General features: G+C 69.8%; 17 protein-coding genes and 4 pseudogenes. 11 read left to right on the top strand and 10 right to left on the bottom strand.

Going from position 1 to position 21145, the window contains the following annotated elements; genetic code table 11:
* Positions 1-136 precede the first annotated feature (136 nt).
* Positions 137-1420, bottom strand: coding sequence for a hypothetical protein (locus tag OG867_RS04985; RefSeq protein ID WP_406283110.1), 1284 nt, complete (start codon positions 1418-1420; stop codon positions 137-139).
* 199 nt (positions 1421-1619) lie between these two features.
* Here OG867_RS04985 and OG867_RS04990 point away from each other — a divergent pair, with 199 nt between their 5' ends.
* Together OG867_RS04990 and OG867_RS04995 are read left to right on the top strand one after the other, a co-directional pair.
* On the top strand, positions 1620-2240 hold the full coding sequence (locus tag OG867_RS04990; protein WP_406283112.1) for a L,D-transpeptidase family protein: 621 nt from the start codon (positions 1620-1622) through the stop codon (positions 2238-2240).
* An 81-nt stretch (positions 2241-2321) separates the two neighbouring features.
* Positions 2322-2912, top strand: a complete 591-nt coding sequence (locus OG867_RS04995) for a hypothetical protein (RefSeq protein ID WP_406283114.1) — start codon at positions 2322-2324, stop codon at positions 2910-2912.
* 240 nt (positions 2913-3152) lie between these two features.
* Here OG867_RS04995 and OG867_RS05000 read toward each other — a convergent pair whose 3' ends face one another.
* The gene (locus tag OG867_RS05000; RefSeq protein ID WP_406283116.1) at positions 3153-3965 is read right to left on the bottom strand and encodes a hypothetical protein; all 813 of its coding nucleotides are present in this window, start codon (positions 3963-3965) and stop codon (positions 3153-3155) included.
* A gap of 183 nt (positions 3966-4148) precedes the next feature.
* Here OG867_RS05000 and OG867_RS05005 point away from each other — a divergent pair, with 183 nt between their 5' ends.
* Both OG867_RS05005 and OG867_RS05010 read left to right on the top strand, forming a co-directional pair.
* Positions 4149-5102 carry an IS481 family transposase gene (locus tag OG867_RS05005; protein ID WP_406283118.1) on the top strand — a complete coding sequence of 318 codons (954 nt, stop codon included), beginning with the start codon at positions 4149-4151 and terminating at the stop codon, positions 5100-5102.
* Between the two features lie 106 nt (positions 5103-5208).
* Positions 5209-5993 (top strand): annotated as a pseudogene (locus tag OG867_RS05010) (IS5 family transposase).
* Here OG867_RS05010 and OG867_RS05015 read toward each other — a convergent pair.
* From OG867_RS05015 to OG867_RS05025, 3 genes are all read right to left on the bottom strand, one after another.
* A complete protein-coding gene (locus OG867_RS05015) occupies positions 5990-6943 on the bottom strand; it encodes an IS481 family transposase (RefSeq protein ID WP_406283120.1) in 954 nt (317 codons plus the stop codon). The pseudogene OG867_RS05010 and the gene OG867_RS05015 sit on opposite strands and share 4 nt — an antisense overlap.
* Before the next feature lie 55 nt (positions 6944-6998).
* Positions 6999-7709: a serine/threonine-protein kinase gene (locus OG867_RS05020; protein ID WP_406283122.1), complete on the bottom strand. Its 711-nt coding sequence runs from the start codon at positions 7707-7709 to the stop codon at positions 6999-7001.
* Between the two features lie 752 nt (positions 7710-8461).
* On the bottom strand, positions 8462-9220 hold the full coding sequence (locus OG867_RS05025; RefSeq protein ID WP_406283124.1) for a DeoR/GlpR family DNA-binding transcription regulator: 759 nt from the start codon (positions 9218-9220) through the stop codon (positions 8462-8464).
* A gap of 18 nt (positions 9221-9238) precedes the next feature.
* On the opposite strand from OG867_RS05025, the pseudogene OG867_RS05030 reads away from it, so the two are divergent.
* Together OG867_RS05030 and OG867_RS05035 are read left to right on the top strand one after the other, a co-directional pair.
* Positions 9239-9543, top strand: a pseudogene (locus tag OG867_RS05030) (DUF4406 domain-containing protein); the annotation flags it as partial.
* A pseudogene (locus OG867_RS05035) lies at positions 9540-9725 on the top strand (GDP-mannose pyrophosphatase); the annotation flags it as partial. The pseudogenes OG867_RS05030 and OG867_RS05035, both read left to right, overlap by 4 nt.
* A 448-nt stretch (positions 9726-10173) precedes the next feature.
* Here OG867_RS05035 and OG867_RS05040 read toward each other — a convergent pair.
* Entirely contained in the window at positions 10174-10659 is a 486-nt protein-coding gene (locus OG867_RS05040) for a hypothetical protein (protein WP_406283126.1), read from the bottom strand.
* 173 nt (positions 10660-10832) lie between these two features.
* On the opposite strand from OG867_RS05040, the gene OG867_RS05045 reads away from it, so the two are divergent.
* Positions 10833-12314, top strand: coding sequence for an MFS transporter (locus OG867_RS05045; RefSeq protein WP_406283128.1), 1482 nt, complete (start codon positions 10833-10835; stop codon positions 12312-12314).
* Between the two features lie 83 nt (positions 12315-12397).
* A complete protein-coding gene (locus tag OG867_RS05050; protein ID WP_328902988.1) occupies positions 12398-13066 on the top strand; it encodes a helix-turn-helix domain-containing protein in 669 nt (222 codons plus the stop codon).
* 453 nt (positions 13067-13519) lie between these two features.
* On the opposite strand, the pseudogene OG867_RS05055 reads toward OG867_RS05050, so the two are convergent.
* Positions 13520-13720: pseudogene (locus OG867_RS05055) on the bottom strand (IS3 family transposase); the annotation flags it as partial.
* A 469-nt stretch (positions 13721-14189) separates the two neighbouring features.
* Here OG867_RS05055 and trpS point away from each other — a divergent pair.
* Together trpS and OG867_RS05065 are read left to right on the top strand one after the other, a co-directional pair.
* Positions 14190-15233: a tryptophan--tRNA ligase gene (gene trpS / locus OG867_RS05060; RefSeq protein WP_406290769.1), complete on the top strand. Its 1044-nt coding sequence runs from the start codon at positions 14190-14192 to the stop codon at positions 15231-15233.
* Between the two features lie 140 nt (positions 15234-15373).
* Positions 15374-16207 (top strand): alpha/beta fold hydrolase, encoded by an 834-nt coding sequence (locus OG867_RS05065; RefSeq protein ID WP_406283130.1) that lies wholly within the window; start codon positions 15374-15376, stop codon positions 16205-16207.
* A gap of 33 nt (positions 16208-16240) precedes the next feature.
* On the opposite strand, the gene OG867_RS05070 is transcribed toward OG867_RS05065, so the two are convergent.
* Both OG867_RS05070 and OG867_RS05075 read right to left on the bottom strand, forming a co-directional pair.
* A complete protein-coding gene (locus OG867_RS05070; RefSeq protein ID WP_328902986.1) occupies positions 16241-16369 on the bottom strand; it encodes an LPFR motif small protein in 129 nt (42 codons plus the stop codon).
* A gap of 224 nt (positions 16370-16593) precedes the next feature.
* Entirely contained in the window at positions 16594-17199 is a 606-nt protein-coding gene (locus tag OG867_RS05075) for an RICIN domain-containing protein (protein WP_406283133.1), read from the bottom strand.
* A 371-nt stretch (positions 17200-17570) separates the two neighbouring features.
* Between OG867_RS05075 and OG867_RS05080 the strand changes: the two genes are divergently transcribed.
* Positions 17571-18593: an AraC family transcriptional regulator ligand-binding domain-containing protein gene (locus OG867_RS05080; RefSeq protein WP_406283135.1), complete on the top strand. Its 1023-nt coding sequence runs from the start codon at positions 17571-17573 to the stop codon at positions 18591-18593.
* Between the two features lie 257 nt (positions 18594-18850).
* On the opposite strand, the gene OG867_RS05085 is transcribed toward OG867_RS05080, so the two are convergent.
* Positions 18851-20995, bottom strand: a complete 2145-nt coding sequence (locus OG867_RS05085; RefSeq protein WP_328902982.1) for a glycoside hydrolase family 3 N-terminal domain-containing protein — start codon at positions 20993-20995, stop codon at positions 18851-18853.
* Positions 20996-21145 lie beyond the last annotated feature (150 nt).

Raw genomic sequence — 21145 nt, forward strand, 5'->3', positions numbered from 1 at the left:
AGGCAAGGGCGCCTTTACCGTACTCGGCAAAGCGAAGCACGCCACGGAGCGCCGGACGTCGTCCATCGCCCCCGTCCATCGCCTCGCGTGTCCGGCCGTCATCGGCCTCGTCCTGGCCGCCTCGGTCGGGATGCTTCTAGGATTGGTCGGCCCACACTGGATTGCCGGCTTCTTGCACATGCAGGGTTGGTGAATGCTCCCGGTATGCCCACTGTGTCGCGTCGTGCGGTGCCACCCAGGCTCTGGTCTGGAATGCCTGAATGGGCGTCAGTGCAGCGGTGCAGGTGTCAAGCGGGCTGATTCGAGTGGCCCTGGCTGGGATGGTGATGGTCGCCGAGGTTCCCCAGGGAGCGGGGCAGGTCTGCTCCACGGCGGCTTGGACGTAGGCGAGTTTCGCTTTCACTGTCATCGGCTTGCCCGAGGTGTTGGTGAACTGAACGAGGAAAGCCATCGTCGCCTCGTCGGAGACGATCAGGCATGGCTTCCACACCACTGTCCCCGCGCTCCGCGGCTTTCCGCACCGGTGTTTCCCGTTCAGGCTGCCTGACACGGCGGAGGTATCAGCGTTGGGACCGTCGGCGTCCATGGCATGCGCGCTCGGTGACGCCGACCTGTCCGGGCCCCTGCCAGCCGTGGCCGGCGTTTCGTCGCCCGGCCACGCCCACAGGCCCATCGACACGGCTGCCGCGGCGGTGAGCGCTCCTGCCCCGATCCACCTCTTCCTCGCCAGGCACGATGTCCGGTCGGTGATTCCCGCCGCCACGATCGCGCCGGTTTCCGCTTCAGTCGCAACTGCTGCGCTGGGTGCCCGGGGCGAGACTGCAATGGTGACGGGTTCGACCGGCAGCAGCTCGGCGAGTTCCGGCTCGGTAACTGCCGTCGATTCCACGTTCGCCCGGAGTTCGACAGGTTCCGTGGGGCTTGGTTCAACGGCTTCGCTCGATGCGACGGCTGCGGAAATCCCGATGGGTTCCCCAGAGCTGATCTGCCCGGGGGAATGCAGACATCTACTCTCCCCAATCCGGCGGCGCCACCCGCGTCCAACTGTCTCCTGAAGCCCGTGTGCCAGATCGGCGATTTCCCGGCCGATCATTGGTAACCGCTTCGCATTGCCGGGTGAATACAGCTCCAGCGCTCGTGCGATAGCCGCGCTGTCCTCCATGCTGGGCAACCGGTTGTGCTTGGTGCCGGGAAGGAGTTGCCTGCGGCCACGGAGCCAATACGACAGTATTGGCCCGTCGATCGGCGCACGCGATGTCCACTCTGGTGTAGCCCGCTCCTGCTCCAGCGCCCTGACCAATACTTTCCGTGCCGGCCTGTCCTTGGAGATCGGCTCTCCCACACACACTGCCCATGCATCCAGTGCCTGCACGAGGCCGCGCGCGAGGTCCGCGAACTCATCCCCTGGTTCCTCGGTCATCGGCTCCCTTCCGACGGACTCTTCGTTGCAGTGCAACGAAGAAACAGCAGGTTACGGAGGTGCAAGTTGCGCTGCAAATCCCCGATTCTCTTGCACTGGTGTTCTCCCGATCCGGCTACGGCACAGTCGGTTCCGGCGGCACGGAGCGTCCGGCCGCTGTCCCCAACGAGGGTCGAAAGTAATAGGGAGAGTCGACATCATGAACAATCTCAAGAGCGTTATCGCGGCAACGGCGGCCACGGCCGTACTCGCCACTGGAGTGGTCACCACGATGGCCGCGCCGGCCACTGGTGCCCCGTCGGCTCAGCACTCCGCTGCTGCGGCATCCCGCGTGGCCCTCGTATTCGTGAAGAACGCAAAGGACCCGTCCAACTCAACTTTGCAGCTCTGGAACGGAAGGGACCGCATCGCCACGTACCGGGCCGGTTCCGGGCTGGGAACGGCCGCCAACTACAACACGAATAAGGGCAAGAGCTACCGGAATGACTGCACGAGCAAAGCCGGGTGGCTTCCCAACGGCACGTACAAGCCGACCTCCTTCGAGACCGGTCGGAACAGCACGATCAAGGGCTACGCCATCGGCCTGCCGGACACGAAGTGCCGCACCGGCAAGGTCGAGCGCACCGGACTGTTCATCCACAGTGAGATGACGAAGAACAGGAAGCAGGGTCCGCGCAACGGTGCCGACAGCCCGCAGCGCTGGGAGGGCGTGCAGGACTACAAGTCCTACGGCTGCATCAAGCTCCACCCCAGCCACGTCGCCCAGCTCTTCAGTTACATGAACAAGCATGGGCGTGCTGTCTTGCTCACCGTGCGCTGACCCGCCGGCAGCCCGGGTCCCCGAACGGCCCGCTCCGGTGTTTGCGAGGTGCTGCGACGCCGGAGCGAGGCGTGGTCACGGATGGCCTGTTCGGATGACATCGACGGGGCGCACCCGGACGGCCCGATGGTGCACGTGCAACGGCAAGTAGTCCACGACGGCTCGTTCCTGGCATACGCCCTCCCCAAGGGTGGAAGCGACGAGGATCCGAAGTACCGGTGGGTCGAGCTGACCGACGACGTGGCCATCCCCCTGCGCGAGCACATGCAGAAGTACCCGCCGGTCGAGGTGACCCGACCGTGGGGCAGCATAGGCGGCGACCCGGTCACGGTGCGGCTGATCTTTTACACCCGGGAGAAGACCGCCATTCAGTCGAATTGGTTCAACTCCTACCGCTGGAAGCCCGCCCTAGCGTCGGCCGACCTCATCAAGCCCCTTGAATCCGACGCGAAGGGACGACGCTGGGAGAAGTCCCGCGACGTGATGATGCACGCGCTCCGACACCTGTACGCGTCGATGATGATCAACGGCGGGGTAGACGTGTACACGCTCGCGGACCGCCTCGGCCACGCCGATCCCGCGTTTACCCTGCGTAAATGCGTGCACCGGGTCGTGGGAGCCGGTTCCAAGGTCCGCACCGCGGTCCGGAGCGCCTACACCAGGGCCGCGTGACTCCTGCTCCCTTCGGCTTGTGCAACACCCGTGCAAGATGATCTTCGAGAGGTGTCAATTAAGCAGGCCAGAAGCTTTGTCCATGAGTTCCGGGACATCTGAGAGCCCCAAGAATGGCACCGTCACACCCCTTTTGACCTGCATAAATGCGAGGCAAGGCGGGGTGTGACGGAGTCCCTGGGCTTTTCTGTGACTTTGAACCAGGAGCGACGGCGGCCGGGCAGTGCGGCCCTGGCCGCGTCAGGGGTCAGGGACATCGTGCGGGTCTTCGTACAACGCGCCCGCGTAGTGCTTCAGGGCGTTGCGAAGCCGCTCGGGGTTGACCGTGCGCGGGTGGGGGCGGGTGGAGTGATTCCGGTAGACCCAGACACCACCGCCTTGTCTCTTTTCAACATCGTGCTTGTTGCGCCAGGCTTTGGAGGGCTTGGCGGCCGGCCGGAACCACACGGCGATGGCAGCGGGTTCCTTCGCCCTCGGGTACTCGACGGCGATGCGCTCCAGTGCGCCCCACCGGAGGGTGAAGGTCTCCGGTCCGGGCGGTTCGGGGGTGCCGCCCTCCGTGAGGCGGTGCAGCTGGTTCCACCGCCGGCTGCTGACGGTGAGGCCGTGCGCGTCGAGGGTGATGATGTCCGACTTGGCGCGGGCTCCGGCGATCAGGCCCCCCAGCCAGCAGACGAAGCCGAGCAAGCTGCCGAGCACTGCGGCCCCCAGCGGAACGTTCTGCAGGCGGTCGTCCCCGACGAGCTCCAGCGACCCCAGGCTCAGGACCGGGTCGGGGAAGGTGAGGGCGGCGAGAATCCCGCCGATCCCTAGGCCCGTATACCCTCCGATCTTCCCCGCCGTCTTCGAGTACGCCCACGCGATCTCGCTCTGTTTGTTCGCTACCGTCACGGACTCCTCGCGCCGGGCCTGGTCCCAGGGTTTCGTCCGCTGCTCGGGAGGGCGGGGCGGCGGGATCAGCAGCTCCCGCGCCACGTCGACGGTAGGGCGCCGGGCCGGGTCCTTCTCCAGGAGGGCGAAAAGCAGCGGGGCCAGCGCTCCGGCCCGCTCCATCGGCCTCGGCTCCTCCGTCAGCGCGGCAGTGGGGTTCTCCGGGCGGAACGGCAGGACTCCCTCTAGGTGTTCTGTCCACGGAGGTTGGTGACAGGTTTCACGGTGGGGTGATCTTGAACGAGTGAGGGCCTTCCGGGTTCGGTGTGGATTGCGACATCAACATCGAACGACCAGAAGGCCCTCATGCCCCACCGTAATGCACCCCTGACCGAGACCGGACGTCTGCGCCTGGCCCGCTGCGTCGTGGACGACGGATGGCCCCTGCGCCGGGCCGCCGAACGCTTCCAGGTCTCGCCCACCACCGCTCAGAGGTGGGCCGCCCGTTACCGCGAGTTCGGCGAGGCCGGGATGACCGACCGGTCCTCCCGACCGCACCACAGCCCGCGCCGGACACCGACCCGAACCGAGCGGCGGATCATCCAGGTCCGTGTCCTGCGCCGGTGGGGCCCCGCCCGCATCGCCTACCTGCTCGGCCTGAACCCGGCGACCGTCCACCGCGTCCTGACCCGCTACCACCTGGCCCGGCTCACCCACCTGGACCGGGCCACCGGCCGGGTGATCCGCCGCTACGAACACGCCGCCCCCGGTGACCTCGTCCACGTCGACATCAAGAAGCTCGGCAACATCCCCGACGGCGGCGGCCACAAGGTCCTCGGCCGGCAGGCAGGCCGCAAGAACCGGGCCAACGCCGGGACGAGCTTCCTCCACAACGCCGTCGACGACCACTCCCGCCTCGCCTACAGCGAGATCCTCGGCGACGAGAAGAAGGAAACCGCTGTCGGATTCTGGCAACGGGCCCACGCCTACTTCTCCGCCGCCGGAGTCACCGTCCAGCGGGTCCTGACGGACAACGGCTCCTGCTACAAGTCATACCTCTGGCGGAACTACCTTGCAGCGCAAGGCATTTCACACAAGCGCACCCGCCCCTACCGGCCGCAGACGAACGGGAAAGTAGAGCGTTTCAACCGGACCCTGCTGGAGGAGTGGGCCTACGCAAGGCCCTACCGAACCGAGACCGAACGCCGCGACGCCTACCCGCAATGGCTACACACCTACAATCACCACCGCGGACACACCGCACTCAAAGGCCAACCACCAGCCAGCCGCGTCCCCAACCTCACGGGGCAGTACATCTAGGGCGTGTCCGCAATGTCGTTGGATCGTTGGTCTGTTCGTGGTGCGTCGTCATGAAGTGACTGATCAAGCGTGGGGTCTGATCGGGCCGTTGCTGGCGCCGCCTCGGATGGGGCGGCCGGTGCGGGACCGGCGTCAGGTCCTCAACGGGATCCTGTGGAAGCTGTCCACGGGTGCCGCCTGGCGGGACCTGCCGGAACGGTACGGGCCGTGGAAGACGGTCTACGAACGGTTCCGCCGCTGGTCGGCGGACGGGACGTGGGACCGGCTCCTGGCCCACGTCCAGCAGCACTCCGATGCGGTCGGGGAGGTCGACTGGTCGATCGTGTGTGTCGACTCGACAGTCGTGCGGGCCCACCAGCACGCGGCCGGGGCCCGAAAAGGGGGCCCTGGAAGGGTGAGGCACTCGGCCGGTCCCGCGGCGGGCTGAGCACGAAGATCCACCTCGCCTGCGACGGGCAGGGCCGGCCGCTCGCCTTCACTATCACGGGCGGGAACGTGAATGACTGCACGCAGTTCGAGCCGGTCATGGCCCGCATCGCCGTCAAGCGGGACGGCCCCGGCCGGCCCCGCACCCGCCCCGACCGGGTCGCCGGCGACAAGGGCTACTCGTCCCGCAAGATCCGCGCCTACCTGCGAAAACGGGGCATCGCCTGCACCATCCCCGAACGCATCGACCAGATCAAAGGGCGCCGACGACGCGGCGAAACACTCTGCCGCCTCGACCGCACCGCTTACAGACGCCGCAACGTCGTCGAACGCTGCTTCAACAAACTCAAGCAGAACAAAGCCCTCGCCACCCGCTACGACAAACGAGCCCGCCACTACCAAGCCCTCGTCACCATCGCCTGCCTACGACTCTGGCTCCCCAACGACATTGCGGACACGCCCTAGCTGTACTGACCTGTGAGGTTGGGGACGCGGCTGGCGGGTGGTTGGCCGTTGAGCGCGGTGTGTCCGCGGTGGTGATTGTAGGTGTGCAGCCATCGCGGGTAGGCGTCGCGTCGTTCGGTCTCGGTCCGGTAGGGCTGGGCGTAGGCCCATTCGTCCAGCAGAGTGCGGTTGAAGCGTTCGACCTTGCCGTTGGTCTGGGGCCGGTAGGGGCGGGTGCGCTTGTGTGAGATCCCTTGTCCGGCCAGGGTGTTGCGCCACAGGTGGCTCTTGTAGCAGGAGCCGTTGTCGGTGAGCACGCGCTCGACGCTGATCCCGGCCTGGGTGAAGTAGGCGTGGGCCCGCTGCCAGAAACCGACGGCGGTCTCCTTCTTCTCGTCGGTGAGGATCTCGCTGTAGGCGAGACGGGAGTGGTCGTCGACGGCGTTGTGGAGGTAGCCGTAGCCGGCGCCGGAGCGGGTCTTGCGGCCGGCCCGGCGCCCCAGGGTCTTGTGGCCGCCGCCGTCGGGGATGTTGCCGAGCTTCTTGATGTCGACGTGCACCAGCTCGCCGGGGCGGTCGCGTTCGTAGCGGCGGATCGCCCGGCCGGTGGCCCGGTCCAGATGCGTGAGCCGGGCCAGGCCGTAGCGGGTCAGCACGCGGTGGACGGTGGCCGGGTTCAGGCCCAGGAGGTAGGCGATGCGGGCGGGTCCCCATCGCCGCAGGACGCGCACCTTGATGATCCGCCGCTCGGTGCGGGGCGGCGTGCGGTGCGGGCTGCGACGGGGCTGGGAGGAGCGGTCGGTCATGCCGGCCTCGCCGAGTTCACGGTAGCGGCCGGCCCACCGCTGAGCCGTGGTGGGCGAGACTTGGAAGCGCTCGGCGGCCCGCCGAAGCGGCCAGCCGTCGTCCACGACGCAGCGGGCCAGACGCAGCCGTCCGGTCTCAGTCAGGGGTGCATTACGGTGGGGCACGAGGGCCTTTCTGGTCGGTGTAGACGTCGCAATCCACACCGAACCCGGAAGGCCCTCACTCGTTCAAGATCACTCCACCGTGAACCCTGTCACCAACCTCCGTGGACAGAACACCTAGCGCCTCGTACAGCATCACACCCAGCGAGAAGAGGTCGGCGCGACCGTCGCCCGCTGCTCCCTGCCAGCGTTCCGGTGCCATATACCCGGGCGAGCCGACGACGAGGGATGTGCGGGTGAGCCGGGATTCGGCCTGCGCGACAGCGATACCGAAGTCGGCGAGCAGGACCGAACCGTCCGCGGCGAGAAGCACATTGGCCGGCTTGACGTCGCGGTGCACGACGCCGGCCCGGTGCGCGGCATCCAGCGCGCCGAGCAGCGCCTCGGCGACCTGGGTCGCCCGCTCCGGGGCCAGCGGGCCTTCGCGCTTCAACTCTTCGGCGAGGGAGTGCCCATCGACCCACTGCATGACGATCCAGGGGACGCGCCACGGGCCTTCGTCGACCTCGACGACGTCGTACACGGTGACGATGTGCGGGTGATCGCGCAGCCGGGCGGCGTGCCGGGCCTCGCGGGCCGCGCGGGCCAGCAGCTCCGTGCGCGCCTCGTCGGGCAACGCTCCGTCGAGGCGCACCTGTTTGACCGCGACGTCCACCCCTAGCACCGGATCGTGCGCCAGCCAGACCTGGCCGAAGCCGCCGGCACCGAGCGGGCGGGTCAAGGTGTAGCGTCCGCCGATCACCGTGCCCGGCCGTGTCTCCGCTGCCATCGCTCCCCCAACTCCGTTCCCTCGCCGCGGAACACCGTGGTGTGGCGGGGAACAGGGTAGGGAACGCTCTCCTTGTCGGGGGCGGCTTTCACGAGATCGCTACCCGGCACCGTCACGCGACGGATCCGATCCGACCGGCGGGTTCGCGCGGCCATGCGTGGGATGAGGGCCACGCCCGCGCCGCGGCAGGCCAGGGCGGACAGTACGGCGAAGTCGCGCAGGTCCGCAGGGGCGCCCGGGGAGAGGTGGTGGCGGGCGGCGTCTGCCGGGTGCATGACGAGGTGGACGGGTTCGTCGAAGAGGGTGCGTTGTTCGCAGCCGGGAGGCAGGGGCGCGGGAGCAGGCCGTAGGAGGCGTGGGGGCGCCTGTGGAGGAGGAGTCCGGCGACGATGACGAGTCCGTCGATGACCGCTGTCGGCCGTCCGCATCGCGGCGTTCCCCTCCGCCGCCCGCACCCTCGTCCCCCGTCTGTGGCCGGTCCCTGGTGCCGCACCGGACCCCCGAGACCCCGTCCTTCACCTCACCGAACAGGAGCCCCTGCCGCCGAAGCAGGCTGAGAGCCGTTCGCCATTCGGTTCGCCGTCCGCTGTGGACGGCGGGTCGAGCTCTCGGACCGGAGGCGTGCCTCACGATCTTCCAGTCTGCCGTGGTGGACTGATCGCAGCTCTCGCCATGGGCGCGGTTGCCCTCCCCGCGCGGCGTTGACCGTTGGCCGGTCGACCGGCCAGTCCGCAGTCGGAACCCCACCGCCGTCAGCCGGCCGACAGCACCTCGACCCCGCTCTCCGTGAGCTGCTCGATCACCGGGTCGTGCGGGGCCCTGTCCGTGATGAGTCCGCTGATCTCTTCCCAGGGCAGGACACGGAACCGGGACGCGGTGCCGATCTTCTCGGAGGAGGCGAGGACGTAGGTGTCCGCCGCCCGTGCCGCGAGAGCACGCTTCATCGCCGCGTCCTCGGCGTCGCCGGTGGTGAGTCCCGCCTCGGGGTGTACGCCGGTGACGCCGAGGAGGAAAAGGTCGGCGAACACGTTCTGCGCGGCCTCCACCGCGGTCGCGCCGCAGGCGACCGCCGAATGCTTGAAGAGGCGGCCTCCCAGCATGAAGACCTCGGCCTGCGGGTGATCGAGCAGAGCGACAGCGATCGTCGGACTGTGGGTGATCACGGTGCAGGCCAGGTCCCGCGGGAGCGTGTGGGCGACGGCCAAGGCGGTGGTGCCGCCGTCGAGGATCACCACGCCGCCGGGCCGCACCAGCCCGGCAGCCACCGAGGCGACCTTCCGTTTGCCATCCGGGGCCACATCCTGCCGGGCGCCGTAGTCGGCAACAGCCGGCGAGACGGGAAGCGCCCCGCCGTAGACCCGCTGACACAGCCCCTCACTCGCCAGGTCGCGCAGGTCACGCCGCACGGAGTCCTCGGAGATCCGCAACTCTGCGGCGACCTCCTTGGCGACGATCTTGCCCCGCCGGGCCAGCAGGTCCAGCAGGTGATCACGTCGTTCAGCAGGCAGCATCCTCATTCTCTCCTGTTCGCCAACCGCGCACGCCTCGAAGGGGCGGCGTGGCCCGTGTTCGCCGCCGGTCACCTCCCGGTATCGGGGAGTGGATCGCCCTCCCGGTCCTGGCATCGGCCGGCGCGGGCCCCACCGACCCCCTCGCCGACCAGGTGCTGTACCCGACCGCCGAGCGCCTGCTGGCCCGCTGCGATGCCGTGTTGCGTCTGCCCGGGGACTCCGCCGGCGCCGACCAGGACGTCGCCCTCGCACTCCGCCGCGGCCTGCCCGTCTACTACGACATCGCAGAGATCCCGGCCCTCGACCGGCAGGGGGCAGCGTGAAACTCCGCCCCGGCGTGGACACCCAGGACCACCGCGGCCGTACCGGACTCGACCGGACCGGACGCGATCTCGACCGCAACCCCGCCTTCCGGGTCCGCGGCGTCGAGCTGACCTCCCGGGGCTGGCACGTCCTGCGCCGCACCACCTTCGACTACCGCCGCCGCGACGGACGCCGGGAAACCGGGGGATGCTCCCGGATCCGGTTGCGGTCGAGCTGAGCGGCGACGGCGACTGCCTGGGAGTACGAGAGCAGGCCGCCGAACGCCTGCCCAGGACATCGTCGGCCTCTTCCTGCGAGGAGCCGGCCCGGACACTCCCGGACCCGAACATGCGGCGGCCGTGCGCCGGGCCAAGACCCCGAACTTCCGAGTGCCCGAAGGGCTGGGACCGTCCCGGCGACATACGGCCGTCGCCTGACCGACGACACCACGACGGCCGACGGCCCGGTGATCGAGTCAACCACCCGCCCCAGGCCCGGCCTCGCCCTGCACCGGCCAGCTCAACGCCTGGGCTCCCTCGACGACGAGTGTGCGCCCGACGGCTCCGTTTCCGCCGGGTCATCGCCCCAGCCGCGTCGGCGTGCGAGGCCCAACAGCAGGACAGAGCCTACGAGCACGCTACCCAGTGCGGTCAGCATGAGCGGGCCGTTGCCGTCCGCACCTGTGTGGCCGAGCCCCCGCCTCCGCCACCGGGCCCGCCTCCAGGGTGCTGAGTGGGGTGCGGGCCGGGCCACGTAGGTAAGGGCGACGGGGAGGCTCCGCGTTCCCTGTCGGTGAGAGTGCAGGTCACCTTGCCTCCGGCGGTGATCGTCACCTGGTCGTCGACGACCGGCAGGTCCTCGCCCGCGGATTCGGTGCACGCCCAGTCGGACGGCCGGTAGCCTTCGGGCCCGCCGGACTCACCGAGGGTGCAGGTGCCGGAGGGGACCGTTACGTCGGTGACCTCGTTGCTGCCGCTCGGACCGGAGAGGTCCTCGGAACCGTGCGCGGTCAGGGTCCAGTCGCCGAGTTCCGCGGTCCCGCCGTGCTGGTTGACGACGCGCTTGACCAAGGCCGGGCGGGAGTCGTCCTCACAGCTCACCTTCTCGCCGCACACACCGGTGGCAGCGGTCATCATCCGGCCCACTCGCCGGGGCGAGGCTGACGCACGGCACGGCGGGTGGTCGTCGCTGTGGGTCTCCCCCGCCGCGGTTCTCCGCATGCTCGGCACCACAACCATTTTGAACGGAGCGCTCCGCTCCGATATGTTTGCGGCGACCACCCGATCCACACTCTGGGAGAGGTACCCCCATGTCTCATGCCGTGCCGCAGGCGGCCGGACGCCAAAGAGCGGCGGGACCCGGCGCCCTGCTGGCAGCCCTGCTCGTCTCCGTCGGTTCGTACGCGCTGATGCAGACCATGATCGTCCCCGCACTGCCGGTGCTGACCCACGAGCTGCACACCGACACCGCCACCGCGGGATGGCTCATCACGGCGTTCATGCTCGGCTCCGCCGTGCTCACGCCGGTCGTCGGTTCACTCGGCGACCGGTACGGACACCGGCGGATGCTCCTGGTCTCGCTCGGCGTCTTCCTGCTGTCCACCGCCGGCGCCGCCTTCGCCCCCGGAGTGCCCTTCCTCATCGTCATGCGCGCCCTGGAGGGCGTCAGCATGGCTACGCTGCCCCTCGCTCTCTCCATCATCCGCGAGGCGATGCCGGCGGACCGGACCGCCGGCGCCTTCGGCCTCACCTCGGCCATGCTCGGCGGTGGCGCCGGGCTCGGCCTGGTCGTCGGCGGGCTGCTGGTGGACGCCGCGTCCTGGCGGTGGATGTTCGGCGTCGAGATCGTGCTGATCGCGTTCTCGATCCTGCTCGTGCTCGCCTGGGTGCCGGAATCGCCGCGCCACGCCGATAAGAGGGCGACAACCGGCCGGCTCGACATCCCCGGGGCCGTACTGCTGGCCGTCGGGCTGTCCTCGCTCCTGCTCGCCGTGACCCAGGGCAGCGCGTGGGGCTGGGGATCCGCCCGTGTCATCGGACTGTTCGTAGTCGCCCTCGCGCTCTTCGCCGCACTGGGCGCGGTCGAGTCGCGCCATCCCGCCCCGCTGGTGGACGTCCGGCTCCTGATGCACGCCCCGATGCTCGTGACGACCGTGGCGACGCTGTTCGTCGGCGCGATCCCGTTCCTCTTCTACGTACTGCTTCCGCAGCTGCTGCAGACCCCGCACACTTCCGCCGCTCCCTACGGACACGGCCTGACCGTGATCGAGGCCGGTCTGCTCCTGCTGCCGGGCGCCTTGGGCACCATGGTCGCGGGGCGCCTCGGCCCGATACTCGGGCACCGCCTCGGGGCCCGCGCTCCGATGATCGCCGCCATGGTGCTCATGACCGCCGGTGGTGCGCTCCAGGCGCTCTGGCACGGCAGTGTGCTGTCGATCGGCCTGGTCTTCGTCCTGGTCGGCCTGGGCTCGGGCTTCGGATTCGCGGCGCTGGCCTCGCTCATCGCGAAGATCGTGCCCCGCGAGGACCTCGCCGCCGGGAACAGCCTCAACACTGTTGTCCGTACCGTGGGCAGCGCGATCGGCAGCCAGCTCGCCACCGTGCTGCTCCAGTCCGCGGTGGCCCCGGGCACGGGCCTGCCGACGGAGAGCGCGTTCACGCAGGGGTTCTGGCTGGCCGGGGCGCTGGGAGCAGCCGGTATCGTGCTCACGGTGGCGCTGCGTGTGCACCCGTACCAGCGGTCCGCCCCCGCTCCCCGGGCCGTCGCCGCCGTCGGCGCGTCCGCCGAGTAGGCGGCGGAATCCGTTCGCGGGACGGCTTTCCGGACGGCGCCCGGTCGCCCCGTACGCGATACAGAGAAGCGGAGTCAGGTCCCATGCCCACCCCCAGCCGCCGCACGAACAACCCTCGCCCGCGTGGCCGTCAGGCGGAGGCCGAGGCGAATGACACCCGGCTGCTGCGCGCGGCCCGTGCCGTTTTCGCCGAACTCGGCTGGGACGCCCCGGTGTCGGTCATCGCCAAGCGCGCCGGGGTGGGCATGGGCAGCCTCTACCGCCGCTACCCCACCAAGGACGACCTCGCCCGCCACGTCCAGGTCGACGGCCTGGACCGGTGGACCACCCTCGCCGAAGAGGCCCTGGACAACCCCGACCCGTGGGAGGCCCTGGCCCTGGCCCTGCGCGCGGCCCTGACCCAGGGCGGAGACGTCAGCATGCTGCCCGTCATCGGCGGCCGCTTCGCCCCGTCCCCCGAGGTCGATGCCGCGTCCGCCCGCCTGGAACAGGCCCTCGACGCCCTCGTCCGCCGGGCCGTCGCGGAGGGTGTCCTGCGGCCCGATGTCACCCTCGCCGACCTCGTCCTGCTGCTGCAGATCCTGGGCAGCCGCCTCCCCGGCCCCCCGGAACGCGTGGACCAACTGCGGATCCGCTACCTCGACCTCACCCTGTCGGCCCTGCGCGCCCCAGCCGCGACTCAGCTGACCGGCCCCGCACCGCAGTGGCCGGAACTGCTCTCCCTCTGGAACCTGCGCGAAGACGATGCCTGAGCCTCCGCCGAGGGACGACCCGTTCCTGCAGCCGAGGATGCCATGGCCAACGCGTGGCCGACCTCCGCCGCAAGGGCGATCGCCGTCAGCCGCGCCGCACGCTTGACGTCTTTTCCCGAGGTCGTTCATCGCGCGACACCAACGGCCACCTGCCCGGCATCGCGATGCCCGGCGCCGAGCCCGGGGGTTCCCTGCTGTTCACGGCGGTGCGTGACGAGGAGCTGGAGGCCCCCAAAAACCCCCAGGGCCGAAACCGTCGACCTGCCGGGCCTCATCCGCCGTGCTCCTGTTTCACAGCAGGCCGTGCCGTTCCCCTACCTCACCGAGGCGGGCGCCGGCGCGGAGTTCGGCGAGGACGGTGGATTCGCCGGCGGCGCGGTGGGCGACGGCGCCAGATGGTCGGCGAGGTACTGGTTGTCGCGTGGTGGGCCTCGAACTCGGCGGGTGGCACGTGATCTCGACGTCGTTGCTGCCCCTCCAGGGGCCGCGGTTGCGGATCAGCTCGGCCTTGAACAGGCTGTTGAATGCCTCGGCGAGGGCGTTGTCGTACGAATCTCCCCGAGATCCGACCGAGACGACCGCATCGGCCCCTTCGAGGCGCTCGGTGGAGCGGATCGCTCGATATTGAACTCCGGGATCGGAGTGATGGACCAGACCGGCCGGATCGCCGCCCGCGTGACTCCGTCTCCGGCAACTGGTCGGAGATCCGCTTGATCGCACCAGCCCGGCCGACCGGGTCCATGCGGGCCTCGACCGCCAGACGCGTCGCGCTCCAACTCGCCTTCAGCATCACCTGCTTGCGACGATTGCGGCCCTCATTCCGACGTACACCCGCACGTCAGCGCCGAAGTCGTGTTCCACACCCGGTCGGCTGTCTATGATGCCGCCATGCATCTCTCATCATGCCGCGGCTGGTGGCGCTCCCCATAGGAGCGGCCACCTCTCACGCATGACCGGGCCGTTCGGATGGACGGCCCTTTCGTGTCCCCTGGCCCGGGGGCGTGTCGTCCGGACGGCGATACGACCACCAGGAGACCCTGTGAACACCATCGACGCCACTCCTCAGCCGGCAGGACCGAACACCGACGCCCCTGCCGTCGAACCGTCCGCCGACGTACTCGGGATGACCGCCGCGCAGACGCGCGGGGCGGAACTGGAGGATCTGATCCTCGCCGATCCGAAGCGGTTCCGTGTACTGACCGGTGACCGCCCTACCGGGCGTCTCCATCTGGGGCATTACTTCGGCACCCTGCACAACCGGGTGCGCCTGCAGAACCTCGGGGTCGAGATGTTCGTCATCATCGCGGACTACCAGGTCCTGACCGACCGCGACGTGGCGGACAACCTGACCGGGCACGTCGAGGAACTGGTCCTGGACTACCTCGCCATCGGAGTGGACCCCACCCGCAGCACGATCTTCACGCACAGCGCGGTCCCCGCTCTCAACCAGTTGCTGCTGCCCTTCCTGAGCCTCGTCTCCGTCGCCGAACTGAACCGCAATCCCACGGTCAAGGATGAGATCGCCCACTCACGGCAGTCGTCCGTCAGCGGCCTGATGTTCACCTATCCCGTCCACCAAGCCGCCGACATCCTCTTCTGCAAGGCCAACCTGGTCCCGGTGGGCCAGGACCAACTCCCCCACCTGGAAGTCACCCGCACCATCGCCCGCCGCTTCAACGACCGCTACGGCGCCGGTGCCGCGGTCTTCCCCCGGCCCGACGCCCTGCTGTCGCCCGCCCCGCTGCTCCTGGGTACGGACGGCACGAAGATGAGCAAGAGCCGCGGCAACGCCCTCACCCTGGCCGCCGACGCCGATGAGACAGCACGGCTGATCAAGGGAGCGAAGACCGACTCCGAGCGCCACATCACCTATGACCCGGCCGGCCGTCCCGAAGTGTCCTCGCTCCTCCTCCTGGCCGCCCTCTGCCAGGGCCGGGCACCCCGTCAGCTGGCGGAGGACATCGGCCCCGGGGGTGCCGCCGCCCTCAAACGTACGGTGACGGAGGCGGTCAACGAGTACCTGGCCCCGATCCGGGCCCGTCGCGCCGAGTACGCCCAGGACCGCGCGTACCTCCGAAGCGCACTGCGTGAGGGCAATGAGCGAGCGAGGACCGTGGCTGATGCCACCCTCGGCGAAGTGCGGGCCGCGATGAACAGCGACTACTGAGTCCGACGTGCCCCCATTGCTTTCCTAGGACCCCTCGGCTAAACCTAGGGGTCCTAGGTTTCGGATCGGGCATGCCCGCGCTTTCGCTACGGAGGACAACTCTCCGGCGGCCCGCGCTTGCCCTTCGAGGAGGACTCCCCATGAGCGACCCGACCATCGGCAGTCTCCGGGTGAACGGGGCAACCCTGCGTTACGAGGTACGCGGCGACGGACCGCTCCTCCTGCTGATTCCCGGCGGGACGGGCGGCGCGGCCTCCTTCGACGGCATCGCCGGCACTCTGGCGTCGGCGTACACCGTCGCCGCCTACGACCCACGCGGAATATCGGGCAGTCCGCTGGACAATCCCGACGCCGATCAGCGCGTGTCCGAGCATGCCGACGACGCGCTGCGGCTGCTGGACCTGCTCTCACCCGGTGAACCGGCTTGGGTGTTCGGCGCCAGCTCGGGCGCCATCGCCGCCCTGCATCTGCTCGCCGCGCACCCCGGACGCCTCACGCGCGTCGTGGCGCACGAGCCGCCGGTGGTGGAGGTGCTGCCGGACGCCGTCCAGCACAGGGCGCTCCTCGACCGGGTGCGGGACACACTCCAGGCGCAGGGGCTCGGGCCGGCGATGTCCTTGTTCGCGGCGGGCCTGGCGAAGGACCGGGCCGCCGGGCCCGGAGCCGCCGCCGATCCGCAGGCCCCCGCACCGGCCCCGACCGACCGGGGGATGGCCGGCCTGCCCTATTTCATCGGGCGCATCGTTCCGGCCTTCATGTCCTACGCCCCGGACGTCTGCCGGCTCAACGACGCGCCGGACCGGCTCGTACTCGCCGTCGGCCGGGAGTCGTACGGCGAACTCCCCCACCGCGCGACGGCCGCCCTCGCCGAGCTCCTGGGCACGCGACCCCGGACCTTCCCCGGCGGCCACACGGGGCTGACGAGCCACCCCGCCGCGTTCGGAGAAGCCCTGCGCTCGGCCCTTCAAAACTGAGCGCGCACCGTGGCTCTCTTCCGCCTCGCCCTCTCAGTGGTGACCGTGGGCCGTGCTCGACGCGCCGTTGAACAGCCGCGCGACAGCGCGGAAGGGCAGGGTGACAACCGTGGCGATGGCACTACCGATGGAACGAAGCACATCTGCGATGGCCTTCAGCATGGATATTCCTCCGTTCGGTGGCACCCCGGTTCCGGAGTGCCGCAATCGTCGGTCACCGACCGCGTACCCGGGTCATCGGCGCGAAAACCCACGGCATGGCGGGGCCCGTCATGGAAGTGGGACCGGGGGTGACCGCCGCCCGGCACAAGCCCGTACGGCGTCTCGACGCCCGCACCCTCCGGGGCCGGGCACACCCCTTGCGCAGGGATACTCACTGGTCTGGTTCACTTGTTCCACGCCTGGTAGCCGTTGTCCCAGGCCGCCCAACTGCAGTCGTGCAGGCGCAGGCCGTGGCCGGAGCTGTAGTCCAGGCACTTCCCCGTGGCCACGTTCTGCCAGCTGACCCAGTGGCCGCCGGGAGCCCAGTACGTCCGCCACTTCTGGTAGCCGTTGTCGTAGCTCGCGTCGCTGCATGTGTGCGTGCGTACGCCGTGCAGGCTGCTGCCGTCGAGGCAGAGGTGCGTCTTCGTGTTTTTGAACTGCATGTTGACGCCGTCCACCGCGGCCCGCCATGACTGGTAGCCGTTGTTGTAGCTCTCGTTGCTGCATGTGTGTGCCCGAAGCCCATAGTTGCTGCTGTCGTCCAGGCATACCCCGTACAGGCCGTTGAGTATGTTGCCGTACGTGAAGGGGCGAGAGTCTCCGGAATCACTCTCCACGGGACCGTCCGACAGATTGTGCTGCGTGAATTCGGGTGTCGCAGACGCGGGGTCGGCCACGACCGCGGACGGAACGTTCGGGTCGACGGTTGACGCCGCGGCGCCGGGCGCACCGGCGAGCAGCGCGATCAGTCCGACGACAACCGCGACCGGTGCGTAGGTCTTCCGCATGGACAAAGCCTCCTGAAGGGTGTGTGACCTGGCCCGCAGGGCCGCTTCGTATCGCCCCCTCCGCGATACGAAGCGGCATCCGCGTTACCCTTCCGCACGCCGGGTGCGGACAGGATGGCGACGACTGCTGCCGGAACCCGGGCGCCGGAGCAGCACCACCTGCCGAGGAGAGCGCGGTACTCGCGCCCCGCGACCCATCCTCGGAGGGACAGGACATGACGCTAGATCGAACAGTCCGGCCGGCAAAGGACTCAGCGCGCCATCAACAGGGCTTCACGCGCCAGCGTCGTCCCCGGCACCACCAGTCGGAATGCCCGGAGGCCACGGACCTTCCGCAACTGGCCGGCACGACAGCGGCGTCCTTCACCCGCGTGAACGCCACGGCCGCCACACGGCTCGGCGTCAGCCCGGCCGCGTACGCCGATCTCGTCGGCATGGCTCCCCGGCATCTGGCGGACGACCGCTACCGCACTCCGGCGTCCACCAACGTCCGCATCTGGGAACTCATGACCCTTCAGGCCCCCTGGCACGAGGTCTCACTGCACATGGCCCACCAGAGCCCCCTGGGGTCACTGGGTCTCTGGGACTACCTGCTCACTCAGGCACCGACGCCCCTCGAAGGACTGCGCGATGCCGCCCGCTTCGTCGCCACGGTGGCCGACGCCGGCACGGAGGCCCTCCGTATCGAGGAGGACGAGCGGCACATCACGCTCAGCCACATCAACGCGGCCGACCTCACCGACGAGATCGCCTCCGCCATCCGGGCCTACTCCCTGAGCTTGTTCCGCCCCCGGATCAGCGCGAGCACGCGCCGCACCATCACGCCTGTCAGGGTCGTCCTCGCGGCCCGCGCCCCCCGAACCCACAAAAGTCTCGTCCGGTTGTACGGGACCCCTGCCATCGACTTCGCCGGCCCGGTCAACTCCATCACCTTCAAGACCGCTGACCTCACCACGCCGCAACCCCACGCCCCCGGCTTGTCCGCCCTTCTCCGAAGACACGCGGAGCAGTTGCTCCATCAGGCGATCCCCCTGCGCGACTGGCTCGACCTGTTCCGCGCGACTCTCCGGGCTACCCCGGACTCCGGGATCCCCACCCTCACGTCCACAGCCCGTCGCATGTCGCTCAGCACCCGCACACTCCAGCGCCGCCTCGATGAACATCAGACCACCTGGTCGCGAGAACTCCAGGCGCTGCGCCGCGAGCACACGCTCCGTCTGCTCACCTCGACCGAGCTGTCCCTCCCCGCCATCGCCGAACGCGTCGGCTACGCCGACACCAGCGCCCTTCGTCGTGCCGTCCAGCGCTGGACCGGACAGCCCCTCGCCGCGGTCCGCGCACACGGCGACGCAGACCGCCCCACGGGGCCGCCCATCGCTCACGACGGCTGCTGACGCCGGCATCGGCGGGAGACCGGATCCGGCCCGCGTGGTTGCGTTCCGGCAGCCTCGGCTCAGGCGGGCGTCGGGGCCGGGGCCTCGCGCCTGCTTCCGGCCGGGATCGCCGCGCAGACCGCGAACGTGACGCCGAACAGGCCGAGGACTATGGCCAGGTAGCCCTTCGTCTGGATGGACGACTGGCGGGAGGCGACCTCGCGGGACCAGAGGGCAGCGTCCGCCCGGACCCGCCGTCAGCCGCCGTCCGGGGAGGCTCACACCAGCCGCAGGCTCCCCCGCGCCGTCGCCGCCGAGCTCGTGCCCGTGTAGACGTCGATGCGGCCGCGTTCCAGGAGGTACGTGCCCGAGGGGTCGTTGGTCCAGTAGCCGAGGTCCTCCGCGCCCAGCGTGAAGCGCAGGTGGCGTTCCTCGCCCGGGGCGAGGGTGACGCGTTCGAAGGCGCGCAGCCTGCGTACCGGCTGGACCACGGACGCCGCGACGTCGTGGATGTAGAGCTGGACGACCTCGTCGCCGGTGCGGTCGCCGGTGTTGGCGACGGGGACCGTGACCTCGACGGTCTCGCCGCGTTCCAGGGCGTCCACCGCGATCTCGGTGCGGCTCAGCTCCGGTTCTCCGGTCGTGAAGGTGGTGTAGCTCAGGCCGTGACCGAAGACGAACTGCGGGCCGTCCGGCAGGTCCAGGTACTTGGAGACGTACTTCTCCGCCTCGTCGTAGGGGCGGCCCGTCGCCTCCCGGTTGTAGTAGACCGGGATCTGGCCGACCGTGCGGGGGAAGGAGACCGGCAGCTTGCCGCCCGGGTTGACCGTGCCGAACAGGAGGTCGGCGACCGCGTTCCCCGCCTCGATGCCCGCGTGCCACGCCTCCAGGACGGCCGGCGCCCGGTCCACCCAGCCGCCGATGGTGAGCGGGCGGCCGTTGACGAGGACGACGACGAAGGGCTTGCCGGTCGCGGCGACGGCCTCGATCAGCTGCTGCTGGCCCGCGGGGAGGTCGATCTCGCTGCGCGACGCGGCCTCGCCGCTGATCGCGGAGTCCTCGCCGACCACGACGACGGTGACGTCGGCCGCCCAGGCGGCTGCCGCGGCCATCGCCGGATCGCCGCCGGAGTGCCGGACATCGGCGTCCGGCGCGGCCGCGCGTACCGCGTCGAGCACGCTGACCGTGTCGAACACCAGCCGGCCGGGGCCCGCCCAGGTGCCGTGCTGGTCGGTGGAGTCGGCGTGCGGGCCGACGACGGCGATCGTGCCGCCGGGCTTCAGCGGCAGGACACCGCCCTCGTTCTTCAGGAGCACCATCGACCGGGCCGCGGCCTCCCGCGCGGCCTCCCGCGCCTCGGCGGTGGGACCGGCGATCTCGGCCGCCTCGTCGGTGTACGGGTCCTCGAAGAGGCCGAGGGCGTACTTCAGGCGCAGGATGCGGGTGACGGCGTCGTCCAGCCGTTCCATGCCGATGCGGCCCGCTTCGAGCAGGTCCGCGCCGTGGTCCGCGATGTGCGTGGAGACCATCTCCATGTCGAGGCCGTGCATGAGGGCGAGTTCGGCCGCGTGGGCCGCGTCCTCCGCGTAACCGTGCGCGACCAGTTCCATGACGCCCGTGTAGTCGCTCACCACGAAGCCGTCGAAGTCCCACTCACCCTTGAGGATGCTGTTCATGGTGTGGCTGTTGGCGTGCGCGGGAACGCCGCCCACGGTGTTGAACGCGGCCATCACCGTCGCCGCGCCCGCGTCCAGCGCGGCCTTGAACGGCGGCAGGTAGTGGTTGCGCAGCCGCTGCTCGGAGATGTCCACGGTGTTGTAGTCCCGGCCGCCCTCGGCGCCGCCGTAGGCCACGAAGTGCTTGGCGCAGGCCGCGACGTGCTCCTCGGACCGGAGCCCCGAGCCGTCGGCGGGACCCTGGTAGCCGCGCACCTTCGCCACGGCCAGGACGGCGTTCAGATACGGGTCCTCGCCGCTCGATTCGGCGATCCGGCCCCAGCGCGGCTCGTTCGTCACGTCCATCATCGGCGAGAACGTCCAGCGCACGCCCTGCGAGCGGGTCTCGGCGGCGGACACCCGGGCATCGGTCTCCGCCACGGCCGGGTCGAAGGCGGACGCCTGCGCGAGCGGGATCGGGAAGGTCGTCCAGAAGCCGTGGATGACGTCGAAGCCGAAGAGCAGCGGGATGCCGAGCCGGGACTCCTCCACGGCCAGGCGCTGGAGGTCGTTGGTCCACTTCGCGCCGTGCAGGTTCAGCACCGAACCGAGCCGCCCGGCCCGGGCCAGCGCCTCGATCTCCTTCGTCTGGCCGCCGCCCGGCCCCGTGTCCCCGGTCCAGGTCAGCTGCTGGACCTGGCCGAGCTTCTCCTCGGTCGTCATCCGGCCGAGGAGTTCCTTGACCTTGTCGTCGTGCGATCGGAGCATGTCGGGTCCTTCGTAACCGGATAGCGGGGGCGAGCGGCCTCCCGGGCGGGAGCCTTGCCGGACGGAACAACGGCGGGCTAACGTCGCTCGCAGCAGAATGTAAGCGCATTCAGTCGCAGGGGCAAGGAATCCTGGTCCCTCGTGACGGAA

The sequence above is a fragment of the Streptomyces sp. NBC_00209 genome (assembly GCF_045206345.1).
Lineage (GTDB): Bacteria > Actinomycetota > Actinomycetes > Streptomycetales > Streptomycetaceae > Streptomyces.